Genomic DNA, 19,584 nt, shown 5'->3' on the forward strand with positions numbered 1-19,584 from the left:
GGCCGCCGATTCGGCGGCCGGTACCAGTGCCCTAGGTCCTTCTACGCTATCGCGCTCACGCACTGCCGGTCGGACCACCGTCCGGCCGGTCGGCCGAATCAGGGGTGACGGTGTCGTAGGAGGGCAGTTCTTTGCGCTCACGCATACCGAGCACGGAGTGCTTTGCACCGTAGGTCAGGTACACGACGATGCCGATCATCATCCAGACCAGGAATCGCAGCCAGGTCTCGATCGACAGGTTGATCATCAGCCAGAAGCAGGCGATGACCGCCAGGATCGGCACCAGCGGTACGAACGGCACGGAGAAGCCGCGCTTGAGATCCGGCCGGGTGCGACGCAGCACCACGACACCGACGCACACCAGGACGAACGCGAACAGGGTACCGATGTTGACCATCTCTTCGAGCGTGCCCATCGGGAAGAAGAAGGCGAGCGCGCCGGAGACCACGCCGACGATCAGGGTGATGCGCACCGGCGTGCCGCGGCTGCCGGTCTTGGCCAGTCCGCGCGGGAGCAGTCCGTCGCGGGCCATGGCGAAACCGACTCGGGTCTGTCCGAGGAGCATCACCATCACGACTGTCGTCAGACCCGCCAGCGCACCGATGTTGATCGCCCACTGCGCCCAGGTGATGCCGTGCGCCTCGAAGGCCGTGGCGAGCGTCGACGATTCCACCGTCCCGTTCGGCAGCTTCTTATCCGCGAGGTCGGTGTACGGAACCATTCCGGTGAGCACCAGCGAAACGCCGACGTAGAGGATCGTGACGATGGCCAGCGATCCCAGGATGCCGCGCGGCAGCGACTTCTGCGGGTCCTTGGTCTCCTCCGCCGTGGTCGCGACGACGTCGAAGCCGATGAACGCGAAGAACACGAGCGACGCGGCGGCGAGCAGTCCGTACCAGCCGTACTGGCTGCCGGTGGCACCGGTGGCCCACGAGAAGAGCGTCTGATGGATTCCCGTCCCGGTCGACTCGCCAGGCTTGGCCGGCGGCACGTACGGCGAGTAGTTCTTGCCGGTGATGTAGAAGGCGCCCACGATGATCACGAGCAGCACCACGGCCACCTTGATCGCGGTGATGATCACCGAGACCCGGGACGACAGCTTGGTACCGAGCACCAGCAGGGTGATGAGCACCGCGATCAGCACCGCCGCACCCCAGTCGTAGGTGTGCCCGCCGATGACGAAGACGTTGTTGCCCGCACCGATCACGTTGCCGAGGTACGACGACCAGCCCTTCGCCACGACGGAGGCGGCGAGCGCGAATTCCAGGATGAGGTCCCAACCGATGATCCAGGCGACGAATTCACCGAAGGTCGCATAGGAGAACGTGTAGGCCGATCCCGCCACCGGGACCGTGGAGGCGAACTCCGCGTAGCAGAGAGCTGCCAGACCGCAGGCGATCGCGGCGAGGACGAAGGCCAGAGACACCGAGGGGCCCGCGACGTTGCCGGCCGTCCGTGCGGTGAGGGTGAAGATGCCGGCGCCGACGACCACGGCGACGCCGAAGACTGTCAGGTCCCAGGCCGTCAGGTCCTTCCGGAGCTTGGTTTCGGGCTCGTCGGTGTCGGCCATCGATTGCTCGACCGATTTCACACGACCGAAGAAAGTGGTCACGTAGGTTCTCCTTGCTGATTCGCGGGGTTTCCGCTGCGGGATGAACGGTCGGGGCGTGGTGCCTGCGCCAGGGTGTGCGCCCTCGTCGAGTAGCCCTGTGGCCTCGCCCGAGCTGACACCATCGATGTGATCCCCTCCACATTCATTGCGGTTTCAGAGGCTAGCGCATCGACGCGTTCCCGTAGGCCGCATCCAGGTCAGGAGTTGGTCACGAAGCGTTCTCACCCCTGTCGATGTCCGGTTCGAGGTAAATCACCCGGGCCTGCGGCACCGCGGCCCGCACCCGGGCCTCCGCCCCGTCGATCGCCCGAGCGATCTCGACCGCCCCCAGACCCGGCGCGATCGCGATCTTCGCCGCCACCAGGAGTTCCTCGGGTCCGAGGTACTGCGTCTTCATATGGATGACGCGATCGACGTCCTGCCCCGGGATCACCGAACGCAGCGTCGCCGACTCGGCCTCGGTCGCGCCCTCGCCGATCAGCAGGCTCTTCATCTCGACGATCAGGACGATCGCGATCAGGCCGAGCAGTACGCCGATCGAGAGGGTGCCGATGCCGTCCCAGATCGCATCACCGGTGATCATCGTCAGCCCGACGCCCGCGAGCGCCAGCACCAGACCGATCAGCGCGCCGCTGTCCTCGAGCAGGACCACCGGCAGTTCGGGATTGCGCGAGGTGCGGATGAACTGCCACCAGGACGCCCCGCCCTTGAGTGGCCGGGACTCCTTCCGGGCGGTGTGGAAGCTGTAGCCCTCGAGGCAGATCGCGACCAGGAGGATCACCACCGCGACCAGTGGTGAGTCGAGCCCGTGATCGCCCGCGTGGCGGATCTTCTCGACGCCTTCGTAGAGCGCGAACATCGAGCCGAGGGTGAAGATCACGAGCGCGACGATGAACGAGTAGAAGTACCTGCTGCGGCCGTACCCGAACGGATGCAGTTCGTCGGCCTTGCGCGCCGCGCTCTTCTGGCCGAGCAGAAGCAGGCCCTGGTTCGACGTGTCGGCGACGGAGTGGACGCCTTCGGCGAGCATCGATGAGGAACCGGTGATCGCGAAGCCGACGAACTTGGCCGCGGCGATTCCCGCGTTGGCGGCCAGGGCGGCGACGATCGCGCGTGTCGACCCTTCTGCGGACATGGAGGACCTTCCGTCTGTGCACGTGGTGTCGGCCGGGCGGCCGCAAAGGAAGACTAATCGGTGGCGGCGGACCCGACCGTCCAGCGGCACGCGGAACGAGGGTCGGGAATTAACCGGACCACGGTCCGGTTACTCTGTGTGAAAGCCGCGGCGAGCGGACCCACCAGGAAGGAAGCGTTCGATGCAGTTCGGAATCTTCAGCGTCGGTGACGTGACCACCGACCCCACCACCGGCACCACGGTCAGCGAACACGAACGGATTCAGGCGATGACCGCGATCGCTCTGAAGGCCGAGGAGGTCGGTCTGGACGTGTTCGCCACGGGTGAGCACCACAACCCGCCGTTCGTCCCCAGTTCGCCGACCACCATGCTCGGCTGGATAGCGGCTCGCACCGAGAAACTGCGGCTGTCGACCGCGACCACGCTCATCACCACGAACGACCCGGTCAAGATCGCCGAGGACTTCGCGATGCTTCAGCACCTGTCCGGAGGCCGGGCGGACCTGACACTCGGTCGCGGCAACACCGGTCCGGTGTACCCGTGGTTCGGCAAGGACATCCGCCAGGGCATCCCCCTCGCCGTCGAGAATTATCACCTCCTCCGGCGCCTGTGGCGGGAGAAGAACATCGACTGGGAGGGCCGGTTCCGGACGCCGCTGCAGGGCTACACCTCCACACCCGCTCCCCTCGACGACACTCCGCCATTCGTGTGGCACGGCTCCATCCGCTCCCCGGAGATCGCCGAGCAGGCCGCGTTCTACGGCGACGGCTTCTTCCACAACAACATCTTCTGGAACAAGGAGCACACCGAGCAGATGGTGAACCTGTACCGTCGCCGCTTCGAGCACTACGGCCACGGTTCCGCCGATCAGGCCATCGTCGGTCTCGGCGGTCAGGTCTTCATGGCGGACACCGAGAACGAGGCCAAGCGCCGGTTCCGTCCCTACTTCGACAACGCGCCCGTGTACGGCCACGGTCCGTCGCTCGAAGACTTCACCGACATGACCCCGCTGACCGTCGGCACGCCGGAGATGGTGATCGACAAGACCCTCTCATTCGCCGACTACGCGGGCGACTACCAGCGGCAGCTGTTCCTCGTCGACCACGCCGGACTTCCCCTGCCGCAGGTGCTCGAGCAGATCGAGATCCTGGGCACTCAGGTGGTGCCGGTCCTGCGTGCGGAATTCGACCGCCGCCGACCCGCCCACGTGCCCTCCGATCCGCCCACCCACGAGTCCTTGGTGGCCGCCGGCCCGGGCTCACCGCACCGCCGGGTCACTCCGGCCGCATCCGTCGCGACCGCGGCGGCGAAGGGAGAGAACTGAGATGGCGCGACGTCTCCTCGTGATCAGCGCCGGCGTCTCGACGCCGTCGTCCACGCGGCTCCTGGCCGACCAGATCGCCGACGCCGTCACCGCGGGAGTGACCGCCCGGGGCGAGAGCGTCGACGTGCGGGTTCTGGAGCTGGCGCCGCTCGCCGCCGGTCTGGCCACCACGGTGACCACCGGTGTCGCGACAGCGGAGGTCAGCGCCGCCCGTGACGAGGTAGCCGCCGCCGACGGCATCGTCGCCGTGACCCCGGTCTTCACCGCCTCCTACAGCGGACTGTTCAAGATGTTCTTCGACGTGCTCGACCCCGACGCGATGACCGGCGTCCCGGTGCTGGTGGCGGCAACGGCGGGCACTCCGCGGCACAGTCTGGTCCTCGATCACGCCGTGCGCCCGCTGATGAGCTACCTGCGGGCCGACACGGTGCCGACCGCGGTCTTCGCCGCCACCGAGGACTTCGGCAGCAGCGAGCTCGGCGACCGAGTCCGCCGCGCCGCCGGCGAGCTGGCACAGCGGCTCGTCGGTGCGTCCGCGGTCGCCGGATTCGGCGGCCCCACCGACCTCGAGACCCGGCCGCGTCGATCGGCGGGGGCGAACGACCTCGGCGAGGTGACTCCCTTCGCCGAGCTGTTGCGAGGCCACACCGGAGACTGACCGATCAGGCACCGTCCTCGCTCGGTGTCCGCCCCGGGTGGCAGCCGATGCGGCTGCCGCCCGGGGCGACCGTGTCTCACACCGCGAAGGTCTTGCCCACCCGGACGTCGGTCTCCCGCATATGCGTGGCGGCCTTCGCGACTCCCGTGCCGAGCGAGTCGAGCCGAGCGCGCGCGTCGGCGAAGATCCGATCCCAGTTGCCCTGCGCCTGCTGGTACGACGCGGCGCCTCCCGAGTCCCAGTGCGCGGCGAGCGCCGTCACCTGGCGCTTGAGCTGACCCGACAGCTCTTCCAACCGCTGAAACTGTCCACGCAGGTCGCCCGAAAGCGTTCCGAGACTTGCGAAGTCGTACCGAATGAGTCCGTTGCTCATGTCATCCCCCTGTGAGTGTGTTGAATCGGATGTGTCAGTCGAAGATATGCGCGTCGAGCTCGTGCGTCTGCGACGAGCGAGCCGCGCCACCGCTCCCCCGCGGCGGCCCCGCTACAACGACAGATGTCCCTGCAGGCCGGTGAGCTGGCCCGCCACCGTCACGTCTTCGTCGTCGTAACCGCGGAAGCCGGCGGTCAGCTTCGACTCGATCTCGTCCAGCGCGCCCTGCAGTTTGGTCGCGACCCCGTGCCAATCGGTATGCGTGGTCTCGAACGCGGTGGACGCCTTGCCGTCCCAGCCCGACTTGCCGTTCACCGCCGACTTCTGGATCTGGCCGACGATGCGCTGCATCTCGTCCACCACTCCTTTGATCGACGCCGCCGAGGCCTGTCCGGCGGCGACGTCGAGTTTGAGAGCCTGCATGTCGCAGTCCTTTCCTTGGTGTTCTTCTCGATCCCCGGATCACACCGATCCGGCGAGCTTCTGGCCGCCCAGTCCCAACTCCAGCGCCACGTCGAAGTCAAGCGACTCCGCGGTCATGGCCGTGAGCCAGTCCCGGTCCACCGCCTCGCTGCTAGCGGGCTCAGGCGCTACGGCGGCGGGCACGATCCGCGGTCCGTCCGCGGACTGACGTGCCGTGGCCGGCACGACCGGTGCCAGCGGCACGGCGGGCGCCGCCGCCGAGTCCGTTGACACAGTCGCCTGCGCTGCCCCGACCACCGCGGCGTTGGTGGTCATGGGCCGATCGGCCAGCGACACCGGTTCCGCGGCGACCGAGGCGGTCATCGCACTCACAGCGGCGCCGGGAACGGAGGCTGCCGGTCTGACCGCCGGTCCACCGGCACCCGCGCCTCCGACCGCCGGCGCTCCAGCACCGGATGATCCGGCCGACGCTGCCCCAGGCGTCGTCGGTCCGCGGTCGCAGGCCGACGGACAGGGTGCGGGCACGGCAGCGGGGGTTCCGAGCGCATCCCGGTGGTTCGGGTTCGGAGCCGGGACCTCCGGTGCGCCGTCCGACCCCGTACCCGCCAAGAGCTTCGTAGCGAGAGTCGTTCCCGCCTGGACCATCGGGAGCGCCGACTCCAGCAGTTTCGCCGCCACCGCGAATCCGTCGCCGCCCGGCCCCGGCACCGCGGTGACCGGTATCGGCCTGCCGTTCGCCGCCATGTGCGCCGTGGGACCGGCCAGCTGAGTGCGAGTGGCCGCGACCACCGAGAGCCCCTCTGCCAGCCCCTCCGCCGCGATCCCGAGCGCCGCGAGCTGCCCGGGTGGGGTCGCCAGCGTCGGCAGTGCGGCGGCGAGCGCCCCTGCCGTCTTCACCACTACTCCCTGCAGTTGAGTCAGACCGGCGGCCACCACCGCTGCCGCGGCCTGCAGATCGGCAGAGATCGCCGCTCCCTGCGTCGCCAGCATGCCGGACTCCGACGCCGACCGCGACGCAGCCGTGACCGCCGATGTCGCAGCCTGTCCCACCCATCCGCCATCCACCGAACGGGCAGCGTTGAGCAGCAGCGTCACGCCGCCGTCGAGCAGGCCGGCGAGATCGTTGTGGGCGGCTGCGGGGTTCCCGATTCCGCCGAGCCTTCCGGTACCGAATGTCGCGAGCAGATCGGTGATCGGCTTCAGCAACATCGCCGGATCGATCGCGGGCAGCACCGGCAACTCGGGAAGGCTCGCCGGCAGGTGCACGTTCAACGGTGCCTGAACCGGCGCGATCCCGAATCTCGCGAGCGCGTCCCCCGCGCCGCAGTCCGCCGCGGTGGCCACCTCGGGGCTCCCGCACGTGTGGGCATCCGGTCCGGACGCCGGCCCCGCATCGTCGGAGGTTCGGTGCCGGCTCACACTCGGACCCCGCAGGCACCGGTGCCGTCGGCGTCGGAGAACGAGGCGATTCCGGCCGACACCGCGGCTGCGGTCGCCGCATGCGCGGCGGCGAGAAGCCCGACTCCGCGGAGGTGATTGGCCTGTGCCACCGAGTAGGCGGCGGCGAACTCCTGCCCGATCAGACCGAATACCGCCGTCACTGCGGCCCCCACCGCCGCCGTGTCGAACGCTCCGGCAGTGGCCGTCGCCGTTCCCAGCGCCGCCGATGTGGCGCCGAACGTCTGCACCGCTTCCGGGTGCACCATCGTCTCGTTCACGTCTCCCCCTGATGCTTGAAGAATCGAGCCCTCATGTAATTGGACGCACCGGATCCCGGTTCGGTTCCACCGCCGCGCCGGAGTCGTCGACTCCGGTCAGTGCGGCGAACTCGCCGCAGAACGACTGCATGATCTCGCTGCGCTCGGCGAAGGCATCCGTCGCGGCGCGCACTGCCGCACCCACGATCTCCTCCGACAGTCGTGCGCCCTTTCCGCCGCCGGCGCCGGCGGCGATCTCCAACTCGATGAGGGCTCCGTTGCCGTTCACCGTCACGCGCACGCGACCGTCGTCGCCGACTCCGGTCGCGCGCAGTTGCTGCAGTCTCCGGTGCACGTCCTCCAGCGCCCCCAGCTGCCGCTGCGCCCGATCGGCGACGGCGTCCATCTCGGGGTTCACCGATTCCGTCCTGCACTCGAGGCATCCGCTGCCGCCTCGGCGTTCACCAGCTCCTTGCGTGACGGCAGCCCGAGCAGATCGAGTGCCTCCTCATCGACACCGCGCCCCCGCAACCGGTGCCTGGCCTGCACTCCCGCGGTCGTGCTCGCGAGGGTGCACAGCGCCATGATCTCGCGCGCCAGTGCCGCCGGAGACCGCCGCATCGCCCGAGACGAAATAGTCATCCCCACCGGCAGTCCCGCGGCCGTGCACGTGACGGAGATGGCCCCGGATCTCGATGCGACAGTGGTCAGCCCCGCCGGTTCCGTGTCGGAACCCTGATGTCGATTCTCTTCTGCCATGTGACTTAGACGCGCGTGACTCGTTTTCGGTTCCATCGATTCGAACGCGGGCGTGTCTGGGTCGGCGACGTCTAACGTTCCACCCCGACCGCAGCATCGTCGCTGCGAGCGACCCGAGGGGGACACATGACACCATCAGAAGTCCAGATGAGCGACACTCCGCCCTGGCTCGACCATCAGCCGCACGAACCGCGGCCGGACATCGATCTGTCCGCGATCATCGGTCTCTCGCCGCCCGTCTCCGCAGAGCACGCCTCCGCAGAGCCCGATGAGGCTGCACCGCTGCGCGCCGCACCGGAGATCGACGCGACGGTCCATCCCGCACCGATGCCGTATCCGGTGCCACCGGCACCCGCGCCGCTCGGGCCGCCCGTCAGCGCGTTCGTCCCGGCCGCACCGGCCGCACCGCTCCCGCCCGCCGGTCCAGCCCTGGATCAAGTCGCGATCCTGCGCAAGGCACGGCGTGCCCCCGTGCGCGGATGGCGGCGCGCCGTGCACGCGGTGACCGCCGGGTTGGTGAACCCCGGCGAGTCGCCCGCCGAAATCGAGTACCAGCAGCTGCTGGAACGACTCCGGCGCCCGATTCGCGGCGACTACCGCATCGCGGTGCTGTCGTTGAAGGGCGGCGTGGGCAAGACCACCACGACGATCGGACTCGGTTCCACGTTCGCATCGCTCCGCGGCGACCGGGTGATCGCGGTGGACGCCAATCCGGATCTCGGAACCCTCGCGCAGCGCATTCCGCAGCAGACCGCCTCCACCGTCCGCGACCTGCTCGCCGACACCGCGGTGCACCGGTACTCCGATGTCCGGGCGCACACCTCGCAAGCCCCCAGCCGGCTCGAAGTGCTGGCCTCAGAACGCGACCCCGCTGCCGCCGAGGCGTTCAGCGAACGGGAGTACCTCGGCGTCGTCGACATTCTCCAGCGCTTCTACAACGTGATCCTCACCGATTGCGGCACCGGAATGAGCGCCGACGCCATGCGCGGCGTCCTCGACACCGCCGACGCTCTGGTCCTGGTCTCCTCTCCCGCACTCGACGGAGCACGCAGCGCCGGTTCCACGCTGGACTGGCTGGTCGGACACGGCTACGGCCACCTCATCCCGCACAGCGTGGTGGTGCTCAGCTCATCCCGACCGGGTTCGTCGACCATCGACGTCGACCAGCTCGCACAACACTTCCTGACCCGCTGCCGGGCGGTACACACCATCGGATTCGACGATCACCTCGCCGAAGGCGCCGACATCGATCTGGAACTCCTCAGCAAGTCCACCCGCCGGTCGTTCGTCGAACTGGCCGCCACCGTCGCCGACGACTTCGCCAATCCCCCGCGGCGCAGAACCGGCGGGTGACCGAGGGCGCGGCGGACTACTCCACGACCGGACCCGCACACCCGAGATCACCGGCGTCGCGGACGTCCCGCGTCCGTTCGTTGCGCGCCGCCCACTCCTCGGGCGGCGGGTAGCTCACGCTCGTCAGGCACAGGCCACGGGCCTGCGCCACGGGCACCTGCGCGGAGCGTGCGCGCTCAGACAACAGCCCGGCACACCAGTCGACGCCGCGGCGACCGTCGCCGACCGAGGCCACCGCGCCCACGAGGGACCGGACCATCGACCAGCAGAAGGCGTCGGCCACCACGGTGCCGACCAGCACGTCGCCGTCTCGCCGCCAACTGAAGCGCTGGAGTTCGCGGATGGTGGTGGAGCCCGGCCGGTAGCGGCAGAAGGCCGCGAAGTCGTTGAGCCCGACCAAAGCCGCCGAGGCCGCGTTCATGGCCTCGACGTCCAGGGGCCGGGTCCAATCGGCGGTGGTGCGGGCGAGGGTCGGCTCGGCGCCCCACGCGGCGTCGGTGAGCCGGTATTCGTACGTGCGCGCCAGTGCGGAGAAACGCGCATCGAAGTCTGCGGAAACGGTCTCGATCCGCTTCACCCGCACATCGTCCGGGAGCATCTTGGCGAGCCTGCGAACCAGTCGCGACGGGTCCCCGTCGATGGACCTGGTCTGCAACGACGCGACGGGGACGTCGCAGTGCGCCACCTGCCCGGCGGCGTGGACACCGGCGTCGGTCCGGCCCGCGACAGTCAGCCGAATCGGCGCGCGGAGCACGGTGCTCAGCGTCTGCTCGAGACTCTCGCAGACCGTCCGTCGACCGGGCTGCGTGGCCCAGCCGGAGAAGTCGGTGCCGTCGTAGCCGATCAGCAGCCGAAGACGACACAGCCCGTCCCCATCGATGATGGGGACGGGCTGTGTCGTCATGGAGTGTCACCTCTCGCTCGGCGGCGACCGTCAGGTCACCGGCGAGCGAAGCGGCTACTGGTCCTGTGCCTCGTCGGCAGCGGCCTCGGCGGCCGGAGCCTCGTCAGCGGCTTCTGCCGGAGCAGCCTCCTCGGCCGCCTTGGCCTTGGACGCGGCGGCGCGGGTGGCACGGTTGGCCTCCGACGACGCCGTCTTCTCCTGCACCAGCTCGATCACGGCCATCGGGGCGTTGTCGCCCTTGCGCGGCAGCGTCTTGATGATGCGGGTGTATCCGCCGTTGCGCTCCGCGAAGTGCGGGCCGATCTCGGCGAACAGGGTGTGAACGACATCCTTGTCGCGGATGTCCTTCATGACCTCGCGACGGTTGGCCAGCTGGCCGGCCTTCGCGTGGGTGATCAGCTTCTCGGCGTACGGACGCAGCCGCTTCGCCTTGGCTTCGGTGGTGGTGATTCGGCCGTGCTCGAAGAGAGCCGTGGCGAGGTTCGCCAGGATCGCCTTCTGGTGGCTGGCCGACCCGCCGAGGCGGGCACCCTTGGTGGGCTTGGGCATGTCTTTCTCCTAGGAGCGACTCACGATCTCGCGACCGGAAGTCCGTTGGTCTGGAAAAACCAGGTGGTTCTTTGCGAGCCCTACAGCTGCTCGGTCTCGGCGTAATCCTCGCCACCGTCGTCGCCGAACGACGCATCATCGGACCAGGTGCCGGTGGCCGGGTCGTAGCCGGCGACCTGCGACGGGTCGAAGCTCGCCGGGCTGTCCTTGAGGGCCAGACCCAGGCTGTGCAGCTTCACCTTGACCTCGTCGATCGACTTCTGGCCGAAGTTGCGGATGTCGAGTAGATCCGACTCGGTGCGCGCAACCAGCTCGCCGACGGTGTGGACACCCTCGCGCTTGAGGCAGTTGTACGAACGGACGGTCAGCTCGAGATCCTCGATCGGCAGGCTGAACGCGGCGATGTGATCCGCCTCCTGCGGCGACGGGCCGATCTCGATGCCCTCGGCCTCGACGTTGAGCTCCCGAGCCAGGCCGAAGAGCTCGACCAGGGTCTTGCCGGCCGACGCCAGGGCGTCACGCGCGGTCATGGAGTTCTTGGTCTCCACGTCGAGCACCAGCCGATCGAAGTCGGTGCGCTGCTCGACACGGGTGGCCTCGACCTTGTAGGTCACCTTCAGGACCGGCGAGTAGATCGAGTCGACCGGGATGCGGCCGATCTCGGCGCCGGTGGCCTTGTTCTGCACGGCCGGCACGTAACCGCGGCCCCGCTCGACGACCAGCTCGATCTCGAGCTTGCCCTTGTCGTTGAGGGTCGCGATGTGCAGGTCCGGGTTGTGCACGGTGACGCCGGCAGGCGGAACGATGTCCGCACCGGTGACGGTGCCCGGGCCCTGCTTACGGACGTACATGGTGACCGGCTCGTCCTCTTCGGAGCTCACGACCAGTCCCTTGAGGTTCAGGATGATGTTGGTGACATCCTCCTTCACGCCGGGAACGGTGGTGAACTCGTGCAGGACACCGTCGATGCGGATGCTGGTGACCGCCGCGCCCGGGATGGACGACAGCAGCGTGCGCCGCAGCGAGTTGCCCAAGGTGTAGCCGAAGCCCGGCTCGAGGGGTTCGATGGTGAACTTCGAGCGGTTCTCGGCGATGACCTCTTCGGACAGAGTGGGTCGCTGTGAGATGAGCATGTGGTGGGATTCTCCTTCGGCCGCCCACTATTTGACGGCGTCGAGGTGGACCGGGCAGCTGATGCTGCTCAGTAGGTTTCGCGAAAGCTCGGGTGAGACTACTTGGAGTAGTACTCGACGATGAGCTGCTCGGTGAGCGGAACCTCGATCTGTGCGCGCTCGGGCAGCGAGTGCACGAGGATGCGCAGAGTCGACGGAACCACCTGCAGCCAGGCCGGGGTCGGACGATCGCCCAGGGTCTCCTTGGCGATCTGGAACGGCGTGGTCTGCAGCGACTTCGGACGGACGTCGATGATGTCGTACTGGCTGACGCGGTAGCTGGGCACGTCCACGCGAACACCGTTCACGGTGAAGTGGCCGTGGCTGACCATCTGGCGGGCCTGACGACGAGTCCGGGCCAGTCCGGCGCGGTACACGACGTTGTCCAGACGCGACTCGAGGATCTGCAGCAGCACGTCGCCGGTCTTGCCCGAGCGACGGTTGGCTTCCTCGTAGTAGCGGCGGAACTGCTTCTCCATGACGCCGTAGGTGAAGCGGGCCTTCTGCTTCTCCTGCAGCTGGAGCAGGTACTCGGTCTCCTTGATCCGCGCGCGACCGTGCTGGCCGGGCGGGTACGGGCGACGCTCGTACGCCTGGTCTCCGCCGATCAGATCGACGCGAAGACGACGGGACTTCTTGGTTGCGGGGCCGGTATAGCGAGCCATGTTCTACTTCCTTCTGTCTCTATTCCGGGTCCCGCTAGACCCGGCGCCGCTTGGGCGGACGGCAGCCGTTGTGCGGCTGCGGGGTCACATCGGAAATGGTGCCGACCTCGAGGCCGGCGGCCTGCAGCGACCGGATGGCGGTCTCGCGACCCGAACCCGGTCCCTTGACGAACACATCGACCTTCTTGACACCGTTCTCCTGCGCCTTGCGGGCAGCGTTCTCGGCAGCGAGCTGCGCGGCGAACGGGGTGCTCTTACGCGAGCCCTTGAAGCCGACGTGGCCGGAGCTGGCCCAGCTGATCACGTTGCCCTCGGGGTCGGTGATCGAGACGATGGTGTTGTTGAACGTCGACTTGATGTGGGCGTGGCCCAGCGGAACGTTCTTCTTGTCGCGACGACGGGTGCCCTTCTTCGGGCCTGCGCTACGTGACTTGGGGGGCATTACTTCTTCTTCCCGGCGATGGTCTTCTTCGGGCCCTTACGAGTACGGGCATTGGTCTTGGTGCGCTGACCGTGGACCGGCAGGCCGCGACGGTGGCGCAGACCCTGGTAGCAGCCGATCTCGATCTTGCGACGGATGTCGGCCTGCACCTCGCGGCGCAGGTCACCCTCGACCTTGACCGAGGACTCGATGTACTCGCGGAGCTTCGCGACGTCTGCGTCGGTCAGGTCCTTGGCGCGCAGATCGGCCGAGAGGCCGGTGGCGGCGAGGATTTCCTTCGAGGTGGTGCGACCCACCCCGTAGATGTAGGTGAGCGCGATCTCCAGCCGCTTCTCGCGGGGGAGATCCACACCTGCAACACGTGCCATGTGGCGATTCCTTACATATTCAGAGGTCTGCTCCCAGCCCGCCCCGGACTCTGCGCCGGGCCCCGGCCTCTGCACCGGGGGTCGGCATCCGCGCGTCTGCGAATGCTGGTTCTGGGAGTTCTTCGATAACGATGTTCAGTTATGTGTCTTCAAGCGACCTGAAGAAGCTGATCAGCCCTGACGCTGCTTGTGACGCAGGTTGTCGCAGATCACCATGACCCGACCGTTACGGCGGATCACCTTGCACTTCTCGCAGATCGGCTTGACGCTCGGCTTGACCTTCACGTCAGCTTCTCCCTTTGTTCTCCTGTGGCGTGCCGCCGTAGGACTCGGCAGCACGGTGTCCGGGCACCACGAAGCGACGCATCGCTCCGGCACCGCCCGTACGAGGGTTACTTGTACCGGTAGACGATGCGTCCGCGGCCGAGGTCGTAGGGCGAGAGCTCCACGACGACTCGATCCTCAGGCAGGATGCGGATGTAATGCTGCCGCATCTTGCCACTGATGTGGGCGAGGACCTTGTGTCCGTTCTCCAGCTCAATGCGGAACATCGCATTGGGCAGGGGCTCGACTACGCGTCCCTCGACCTCAATGGCCCCATCTTTCTTCGCCATATCCTCCGCGATTCTCCGGCGACCGGCCTTACCGTGTCCGCCGACTCCAGCTTCGTCTATCCGCTACGGTGGCGTTATCGAACGGTCACCCCGGTCCGGTGCTGTGAGGCACCGGGCGTGGGCATGCGTGACCGCACGACGCACCGACGATCGAGTCTACGCCAGTTGCGGCGTTCGTTCCAAACGGCGTGCCACACTGGAGGCATGCGTGCATTCCTCATCCGCAGCGCCCTGACCGGCGTGGCCCTGTGGATCGCCACCCTCATCGTCCCCGGCGTCCACTTCGAGTTCGGCGACATCGAGTCGTGGTGGGCGAAGGTCGGCATCGTCTTCTTCGTCGCGGTGGTCTTCGGGCTCGTGAACGGTTTCATCAAGCCGATCATCCAGATCCTCTCGATTCCGCTGTACATCCTCACGCTCGGCCTCATCCACATCATCATCAACGCGTTGATGCTGGAGATCACGAGCTGGCTGACCCACAACGTCTTCCACCACGGTCTCGTGGTGGACAGCTTCTTCTGGGCGGCGATCTTAGGCGCGATCGTCGTCTCGGTGGTCGGATGGCTGACGGCCATGGTGATGCGCGACAGCGTCGAGAATCTGTGAGTGAGCGCCGCACCGTGGCGGTCTGCGGCCTCGGTGAGACGTCCGCGCGCTGCCATGGACTGCGGATCGACCTCGGTGTCGCGGCGATGGGAGCCTCGGCAGGCGCCGGGGGCCAACGGCGGGTCGGCGCATCGGTGTCCGGCGTGTACGAGTTGCTCTGACATGCGGGCCGTGATCCAGCGCGTCAGTTCCGCGTCCGTCACCGTCGACGGTGAGACCGTCGGCGCCCTCGACCTGTCCGGCGGGGCACTCGGTCTGGTCGCACTGGTCGGCGTCACCCACGACGACGACCGGGCCGCCGCGGCCAAGCTCGCCGACAAGATCTGGCGTCTGCGGATCCTCGACGGAGGTGACGACCGCCGCGAGGCCTCGGCGGCGGATCTGAACGCCCCGATCCTGGTGATCAGCCAGTTCACGCTCTACGGGAACACCGACAAGGGCCGGCGACCGTCGTGGAGTGCGGCCGCCCCGGGTCCGGTCGCCGAACCACTGGTCGACGAGGTGGTCGACGCCCTGCGCGCGCTCGGCGCGACCGTCGAGACCGGACGCTTCGGCGCACACATGCACGTCGATCTGGTCAACGACGGCCCGGTGACGCTGATCCTCGACGTCTAGATCGGCGACACCGCCCGCCGCCTCGGCTCGATCCACTCCCCCGCGGCGCTGATACGCTGACGCGGTGCCGAACCCGCTGAGCCGAACGATCACCGCCCGGCACGGTCGCCTTCTCGGCCTCGCAGTGGGGCTGCTCGCGCTGAGCACGGTCATCGGCATTCGCTGGCAGAGCTACCTGGATCTGCACGTGTACCGGATGGGCGCACGGCTGTGGCTCGACGGTCAGTCGTTGTACGGCCCCACGCCTCTGGTGGACGGGCACGCCCTGCCGTTCACCTATCCCCCGCTGGCGGCGATCGTCTTCAGTCCGCTCGCGATGCTGCCGACGTCCGCCGCGGACGCCGTGATGTTCGCGCTGACTCTCGCGGCGGTCGCACTGACGCTCTGGTTGGTCCTGGCTCGGCTCGCACCGAAGCTGGACCGCATCGACCGCGCCACACTGGTGATCGGCGCAACCGCGATCGCCGAGTTCGTCGAACCGGTCAGGCAGACCTTGAGCTACGGACAGATCAACGCCGTCCTGATGGCGCTGATCGCCTTCGACGTCCTCTGCCGGAATCCGAAGTGGCCCCGCGGGCTCCTCATCGGCATCGCGGTGTCGATCAAACTCACGCCGGCAGGCTTCCTGCTCTACTTCCTCCTTCGCCGCGACTGGCGCGGGGCGGCGACGATGGTCGCGGGGACGGTCGGCGCCGTCGCCGTCGCCTGGCTCGTGATGCCCGCCGATTCGGCGAAGTACTGGTTTCACACTCTCGGCGAGACCGAACGCATCGGCGCGGCCTATTACGCGGGTAATCAGTCGATCAAGGGCGCAGTGTTCCGGTTCGGCATGAGCGACAGTGTCTCGACCGCCGCGTGGCTCGTCCTGTCGGTCGTCGCCGTCGTGCTCGCCGCGGTCTGGATGAGCCGCCTCCTGGCGGCCGGGCAGCAGGCCACCGCGCTGCTGGTCAACGCCGCAGCGGTACTGCTCGTGTCCCCGGTGAGCTGGTCGCATCACTGGACCTGGGTGGCGCCGGCGCTTCTGATCGCGGTCTACGCGATCTGGACCAGACGCTTCGGAGGGATGCTCGTGGCCGCCACCGTTCTGGCGGCGGTGATCTTCGCAGTGGGCCCGCACTGGCTCCTGCCGAGCGGTCACGACACCGAACTCGGCTGGAGTCGGTGGCAGAGCATCGTCGGCGACGCGTACGTGTGGTTCACCTTCGTCGTGCTCGCCGTCGGTGCGGCGCGCTGGCGGTCGACCGCATCGGCGGAGGTCTGCGAGGCCGACGCCGGTCGCAGTGGGTGTGACGGGGGTTTCGACTCGCTCCGCTCGCTCAACCAGCAATAGGACCGCTCGCTCAACCAGCGACAGGACCGCTCGCCCAACCAGCGATAAGGACCGGAGCCGGTGCCCACCCGCCCGCTGGTTGAGCCGCGAGGCGCCCTGGCGCCGAGCGTGTCGAAACCACTGAGCAGACGACTGTGCCGCCGACCCGAACGGTCGGCGGCACTGTCAGAGATGACTACGCGTCAGGCGGGGCGCGGAGTGAGGATTCGCGGACCGTCCTCGGTGACGGCGACCGTGTGCTCCCAGTGGGCCGACCGTGAGCCGTCGTCGGTGACGACGGTCCAATCGTCCTCGAGCACCGTGGTGTCCGCCGTGCCGAGGGTGAGCATCGGTTCGATCGCCAGAGTCGATCCGACCACGAGCCGCGGCCCGCGATTCGGCTTGCCCTCATTGGGCAGGAACGGGTCCATGTGCATCTCCCGACCGATGCCGTGTCCCCCGTATCCCGCGACGATCCCGAACTCGCGGCCGAATTTCGCGGCCGCCGCGTACGTCCCGTTCTCGATCGCGTGTGAGACGTCGGTGAGGCGGTTGCCGGGGACCATCGCAGCGATCCCCGCCTCCATCGAGAGTCGGGTCGCCTCGCTCAGTTCGGCGTCGGCGGCGGAGAGTTCGCCGATGCCGAACGTCCACGCGGAGTCGCCGTGCCAGCCGTCGAGGATGGCGCCGCAGTCGATCGATACCAGATCACCCTGCTCCAGCACCACGTCCTTGGACGGAATGCCATGCACGACAACCTCGTTGACCGAGCTGCAGATGGAGCCGGGAAAGCCGTGATAGCCCTTGAAGGACGGCACCGCACCCGCGTCGCGGATCACCGATTCGGCGATCTCGTCCAGATCCAGGGTGCTCATCCCCGCGGTGGCCGCGGACCGGACAGCGACGAGGGCGGCGCCGACCACGGCGCCCGCCGCCTCCATCGCGTCCAGCTCGCCCGCGCTCCGAAACGGAACGGCCTTCGGCTTGCGGAAACCCACCGGTGGATCAGGCCTTGCCGAGAGCCGCGAGCACGCGCTGGTGGACCTCGTCGACCGAGCCCACGGCGTCGATCTCCGTGACCTGACCGGCGTAGTGGTCGAGCAGCGGCGCGGTCTCCGCGTCGTACACGGCCATGCGGTTGCGGATGACCTCTTCGGTGTCGTCGGCGCGACCGCGGGCGAGCATCCGCTCCACCACCACGTCGGTATCGACTTTGAACGACAGCACGCCGTCGAGCTTGGTCGACAGATCGTCGAGAATGCCCTCGAGCGCGACCGCCTGCTCGGTGGAGCGCGGGAAGCCGTCGAGGATGAAGCCCTTGGCCGCATCCGGCTCCGCGACCCGCTCGCGAACCATGTTGATGGTGATCTCCGGCGGGACCAGATTGCCCGCATCCAGGTACTTCTTGGCCTCCACGCCGATCGGGGTGCCCTGCGAGATGTTCGCGCGGAACAGGTCGCCGGTCGAGATGTGCGGAATGCCGAGGGCCTCCGACATCAGTTCGGCCTGTGTGCCTTTGCCCGCTCCGGGCGGTCCGAGGATGACGAGTCTCACTTCAGGAACCCTTCGTACTTGCGTTGCATCAACTGGCTGTTCACTTGCTTGATCGTGTCGAGGCCGACGGCCACGATGATCAGGAGCGCGGTACCGCCGAACGGGATGTTCGAGGCGCTGCCGCCGCCGATGTCCATGAACAGGTTCGGGAGGATCGAGATGATGCCCAGGTACAGCGAGCCGGGCAGCGTGATCCGGCTGAGCACGTAGCTCAGGTAGTCAGCGGTCGGCTGGCCGGGGCGGATGCCCGGGATGAAGCCGCCGTACCGCTTCATGTCGTCGGCTCGTTCTTCGGGGTTGAACGTGACGGCGACGTAGAAGTACGTGAAGAAGATGATCAGCAGGAAGTACGTGACGATGTGGAACCAGCTGGACGGGTTGATCAGGTTGTCCTGAAGCCACAGCTTCCAGCCGGCGGCCTCGCCGTCGTTGCTGTTCGTCAGCTGAATGATCAACTGCGGGATGTACAGCAACGAGGACGCGAAGATCACCGGGATGACGCCCGCGGTGTTGACCTTGATCGGCATGTACGTCGACGAACCGCCGTACATCTTGCGGCCCACCATGCGCTTGGCGTACTGAACCGGCACGCGGCGGGTGCCCTGCTCGATGAACACCACGGCCACCAGGATGAGCACGATCGCCACGCAGACGAGGCCGAAGGCCAGGCCGCCGCGCTGCTGCAGGATGGTCCGGCCCTCAGCCGGGATGCGGGCGGCGATGCCGGTGAAGATCAGCAGCGACATGCCGTTGCCGACACCGCGCTCGGTGATGAGCTCGCCGAACCACATCACCAGACAGGCGCCCGCGGTCATCACCAGGACGATGATCGACAGGCCGAAGACGCTGGTGTCGTTGAGGATTGCGTCTGCGTTGCAGTCGGCCCCGTTCGACGGCAGGAGGTTGCCGGTGGCCGCCAGCGCGACGATGCCCGTCGACTGGAGCAGTGCCAGCGCCACCGTGAGGTAGCGGGTGTACTGCGTCATCTTGGTCTGGCCGGACTGGCCTTCTTTTCGCAGCTGCTCGAACCGAGGGATGACGACGGTGAGCAGCTGAACGATGATGCTGGCCGTGATGTACGGCATGATGCCGATCGCGAACACCGACAGCTGCAGCAGTGCGCCGCCGGAGAACATGTTGATCAGCGAGTAGATCTGGCCCGAGTCGCCGCGGCTGGCCGCATCGACGCAGCTTTCGATCTCTTTGAAGTCCACGCCGGGCGACGGGAGCGTCGTGCCGAGACGGTACAGGATGAGGATGCCGAGGACATAGAAGATCTTCTTCCTCAGGTCGGGCGTCCTGAAGGTCGCCACGAGGGGGGAAAGCACTAACTCCTCCTATAGCACCGCAGACTCGGTGGGCACGTGCGCCTCATCGTGCATTGGCGGTCGACTCGGAAATGACCGGGGCGTCCTCAGCCGGACGCCCTCGGTGAAACTTTAACAGCCCCAG

The 19,584-nt window shown here is 67.7% G+C and carries 26 protein-coding genes; 7 read left to right on the forward strand and 19 right to left on the reverse strand.

Annotated elements, in window-relative coordinates; translation table 11 throughout:
- Positions 1-55: 55 nt before the first annotated feature.
- On the reverse strand, positions 56-1,570 hold the full coding sequence (locus ACK8HH_RS14115) for an amino acid permease (protein ID WP_260868598.1): 1,515 nt from the start codon (positions 1,568-1,570) through the stop codon (positions 56-58).
- A gap of 250 nt (positions 1,571-1,820) precedes the next feature.
- A complete protein-coding gene (locus ACK8HH_RS14120; protein ID WP_278124711.1) occupies positions 1,821-2,747 on the reverse strand; it encodes a cation diffusion facilitator family transporter in 927 nt (308 codons plus the stop codon).
- A 181-nt stretch (positions 2,748-2,928) separates the two neighbouring features.
- On the opposite strand from ACK8HH_RS14120, the gene ACK8HH_RS14125 reads away from it, so the two are divergent.
- Positions 2,929-4,071, forward strand: coding sequence for an LLM class flavin-dependent oxidoreductase (locus ACK8HH_RS14125; protein ID WP_346075005.1), 1,143 nt, complete (start codon positions 2,929-2,931; stop codon positions 4,069-4,071).
- A gap of 1 nt (position 4,072) precedes the next feature.
- Positions 4,073-4,729, forward strand: a complete 657-nt coding sequence (locus tag ACK8HH_RS14130) for a CE1759 family FMN reductase (RefSeq protein ID WP_278124715.1) — start codon at positions 4,073-4,075, stop codon at positions 4,727-4,729.
- A gap of 76 nt (positions 4,730-4,805) precedes the next feature.
- Here the strand turns inward: ACK8HH_RS14130 and ACK8HH_RS14135 are convergent, their stop codons facing one another.
- The 6 genes from ACK8HH_RS14135 to ACK8HH_RS14160 all read right to left on the reverse strand — a co-directional run bounded on the left by ACK8HH_RS14135 (position 4,806) and on the right by ACK8HH_RS14160 (position 7,864).
- Entirely contained in the window at positions 4,806-5,102 is a 297-nt protein-coding gene (locus ACK8HH_RS14135) for a WXG100 family type VII secretion target (RefSeq protein ID WP_006895570.1), read from the reverse strand.
- Positions 5,103-5,213: 111 nt separating this feature from the next.
- Positions 5,214-5,525 carry a WXG100 family type VII secretion target gene (locus ACK8HH_RS14140; RefSeq protein ID WP_006895571.1) on the reverse strand — a complete coding sequence of 104 codons (312 nt, stop codon included), beginning with the start codon at positions 5,523-5,525 and terminating at the stop codon, positions 5,214-5,216.
- 39 nt (positions 5,526-5,564) lie between these two features.
- Complete coding sequence (locus ACK8HH_RS14145) at positions 5,565-6,944, reverse strand: hypothetical protein (protein ID WP_231875641.1); 1,380 nt, start codon at positions 6,942-6,944, stop codon at positions 5,565-5,567.
- Positions 6,941-7,243 (reverse strand): hypothetical protein, encoded by a 303-nt coding sequence (locus tag ACK8HH_RS14150; protein WP_278124724.1) that lies wholly within the window; start codon positions 7,241-7,243, stop codon positions 6,941-6,943. The genes ACK8HH_RS14145 and ACK8HH_RS14150 overlap by 4 nt, the downstream gene beginning before the upstream one ends.
- Positions 7,244-7,274: 31 nt before the next feature.
- On the reverse strand, positions 7,275-7,640 hold the full coding sequence (locus ACK8HH_RS14155) for a YbaB/EbfC family nucleoid-associated protein (protein WP_006895574.1): 366 nt from the start codon (positions 7,638-7,640) through the stop codon (positions 7,275-7,277).
- Positions 7,637-7,864 (reverse strand): hypothetical protein, encoded by a 228-nt coding sequence (locus ACK8HH_RS14160; protein WP_231650027.1) that lies wholly within the window; start codon positions 7,862-7,864, stop codon positions 7,637-7,639. The genes ACK8HH_RS14155 and ACK8HH_RS14160 overlap by 4 nt, the downstream gene beginning before the upstream one ends.
- Before the next feature lie 243 nt (positions 7,865-8,107).
- On the opposite strand from ACK8HH_RS14160, the gene ACK8HH_RS14165 reads away from it, so the two are divergent.
- Positions 8,108-9,334, forward strand: a complete 1,227-nt coding sequence (locus tag ACK8HH_RS14165) for an AAA family ATPase (RefSeq protein WP_412475278.1) — start codon at positions 8,108-8,110, stop codon at positions 9,332-9,334.
- Between the two features lie 16 nt (positions 9,335-9,350).
- Here ACK8HH_RS14165 and truA read toward each other — a convergent pair whose 3' ends face one another.
- The 8 genes from truA to infA all read right to left on the reverse strand — a co-directional run bounded on the left by truA (position 9,351) and on the right by infA (position 14,048).
- The gene (gene truA / locus ACK8HH_RS14170) at positions 9,351-10,238 is read right to left on the reverse strand and encodes a tRNA pseudouridine(38-40) synthase TruA (protein WP_412475279.1); all 888 of its coding nucleotides are present in this window, start codon (positions 10,236-10,238) and stop codon (positions 9,351-9,353) included.
- Between the two features lie 54 nt (positions 10,239-10,292).
- Positions 10,293-10,787 carry a 50S ribosomal protein L17 gene (gene rplQ / locus ACK8HH_RS14175; protein ID WP_045537180.1) on the reverse strand — a complete coding sequence of 165 codons (495 nt, stop codon included), beginning with the start codon at positions 10,785-10,787 and terminating at the stop codon, positions 10,293-10,295.
- Positions 10,788-10,867: 80 nt separating this feature from the next.
- Positions 10,868-11,920: a DNA-directed RNA polymerase subunit alpha gene (locus ACK8HH_RS14180; protein WP_006895579.1), complete on the reverse strand. Its 1,053-nt coding sequence runs from the start codon at positions 11,918-11,920 to the stop codon at positions 10,868-10,870.
- 98 nt (positions 11,921-12,018) lie between these two features.
- On the reverse strand, positions 12,019-12,624 hold the full coding sequence (gene rpsD, locus ACK8HH_RS14185) for a 30S ribosomal protein S4 (protein ID WP_006895580.1): 606 nt from the start codon (positions 12,622-12,624) through the stop codon (positions 12,019-12,021).
- A 34-nt stretch (positions 12,625-12,658) separates the two neighbouring features.
- Positions 12,659-13,066, reverse strand: a complete 408-nt coding sequence (gene rpsK / locus ACK8HH_RS14190) for a 30S ribosomal protein S11 (RefSeq protein WP_006895581.1) — start codon at positions 13,064-13,066, stop codon at positions 12,659-12,661.
- Positions 13,066-13,434, reverse strand: coding sequence for a 30S ribosomal protein S13 (gene rpsM, locus ACK8HH_RS14195; RefSeq protein ID WP_006895582.1), 369 nt, complete (start codon positions 13,432-13,434; stop codon positions 13,066-13,068). Before rpsM ends, rpsK begins: the two co-directional genes overlap by 1 nt.
- A 171-nt stretch (positions 13,435-13,605) precedes the next feature.
- On the reverse strand, positions 13,606-13,719 hold the full coding sequence (gene rpmJ, locus ACK8HH_RS14200) for a 50S ribosomal protein L36 (protein ID WP_009679193.1): 114 nt from the start codon (positions 13,717-13,719) through the stop codon (positions 13,606-13,608).
- Between the two features lie 107 nt (positions 13,720-13,826).
- Positions 13,827-14,048: a translation initiation factor IF-1 gene (gene infA, locus ACK8HH_RS14205; RefSeq protein WP_005187701.1), complete on the reverse strand. Its 222-nt coding sequence runs from the start codon at positions 14,046-14,048 to the stop codon at positions 13,827-13,829.
- 204 nt (positions 14,049-14,252) lie between these two features.
- Here infA and ACK8HH_RS14210 point away from each other — a divergent pair, with 204 nt between their 5' ends.
- The 4 genes from ACK8HH_RS14210 to ACK8HH_RS14225 all read left to right on the forward strand — a co-directional run bounded on the left by ACK8HH_RS14210 (position 14,253) and on the right by ACK8HH_RS14225 (position 16,599).
- Positions 14,253-14,654, forward strand: a complete 402-nt coding sequence (locus ACK8HH_RS14210; protein ID WP_412475280.1) for a phage holin family protein — start codon at positions 14,253-14,255, stop codon at positions 14,652-14,654.
- Positions 14,651-14,815, forward strand: coding sequence for a hypothetical protein (locus ACK8HH_RS14215; RefSeq protein WP_156150438.1), 165 nt, complete (start codon positions 14,651-14,653; stop codon positions 14,813-14,815). The genes ACK8HH_RS14210 and ACK8HH_RS14215 overlap by 4 nt, the downstream gene beginning before the upstream one ends.
- A 1-nt stretch (position 14,816) precedes the next feature.
- Positions 14,817-15,269 (forward strand): D-aminoacyl-tRNA deacylase, encoded by a 453-nt coding sequence (gene dtd, locus ACK8HH_RS14220; protein ID WP_006895584.1) that lies wholly within the window; start codon positions 14,817-14,819, stop codon positions 15,267-15,269.
- A gap of 64 nt (positions 15,270-15,333) precedes the next feature.
- Positions 15,334-16,599, forward strand: coding sequence for a glycosyltransferase 87 family protein (locus ACK8HH_RS14225; protein ID WP_412475281.1), 1,266 nt, complete (start codon positions 15,334-15,336; stop codon positions 16,597-16,599).
- A gap of 182 nt (positions 16,600-16,781) precedes the next feature.
- Here ACK8HH_RS14225 and map read toward each other — a convergent pair whose 3' ends face one another.
- The 3 genes from map to secY are packed head-to-tail and all read right to left on the reverse strand — an operon-like array spanning position 16,782 to position 19,460.
- Positions 16,782-17,576: a type I methionyl aminopeptidase gene (gene map, locus ACK8HH_RS14230; protein ID WP_412475282.1), complete on the reverse strand. Its 795-nt coding sequence runs from the start codon at positions 17,574-17,576 to the stop codon at positions 16,782-16,784.
- A gap of 7 nt (positions 17,577-17,583) precedes the next feature.
- Positions 17,584-18,132, reverse strand: a complete 549-nt coding sequence (locus ACK8HH_RS14235; RefSeq protein WP_006895587.1) for an adenylate kinase — start codon at positions 18,130-18,132, stop codon at positions 17,584-17,586.
- Positions 18,129-19,460 (reverse strand): preprotein translocase subunit SecY, encoded by a 1,332-nt coding sequence (secY, locus tag ACK8HH_RS14240; protein WP_006895588.1) that lies wholly within the window; start codon positions 19,458-19,460, stop codon positions 18,129-18,131. Before secY ends, ACK8HH_RS14235 begins: the two co-directional genes overlap by 4 nt.
- Positions 19,461-19,584: the final 124 nt, after the last annotated feature.

The sequence above is a fragment of the Gordonia sp. LUNF6 genome (genome assembly GCF_047041125.1).
Lineage (GTDB): Bacteria > Actinomycetota > Actinomycetes > Mycobacteriales > Mycobacteriaceae > Gordonia > Gordonia sihwensis.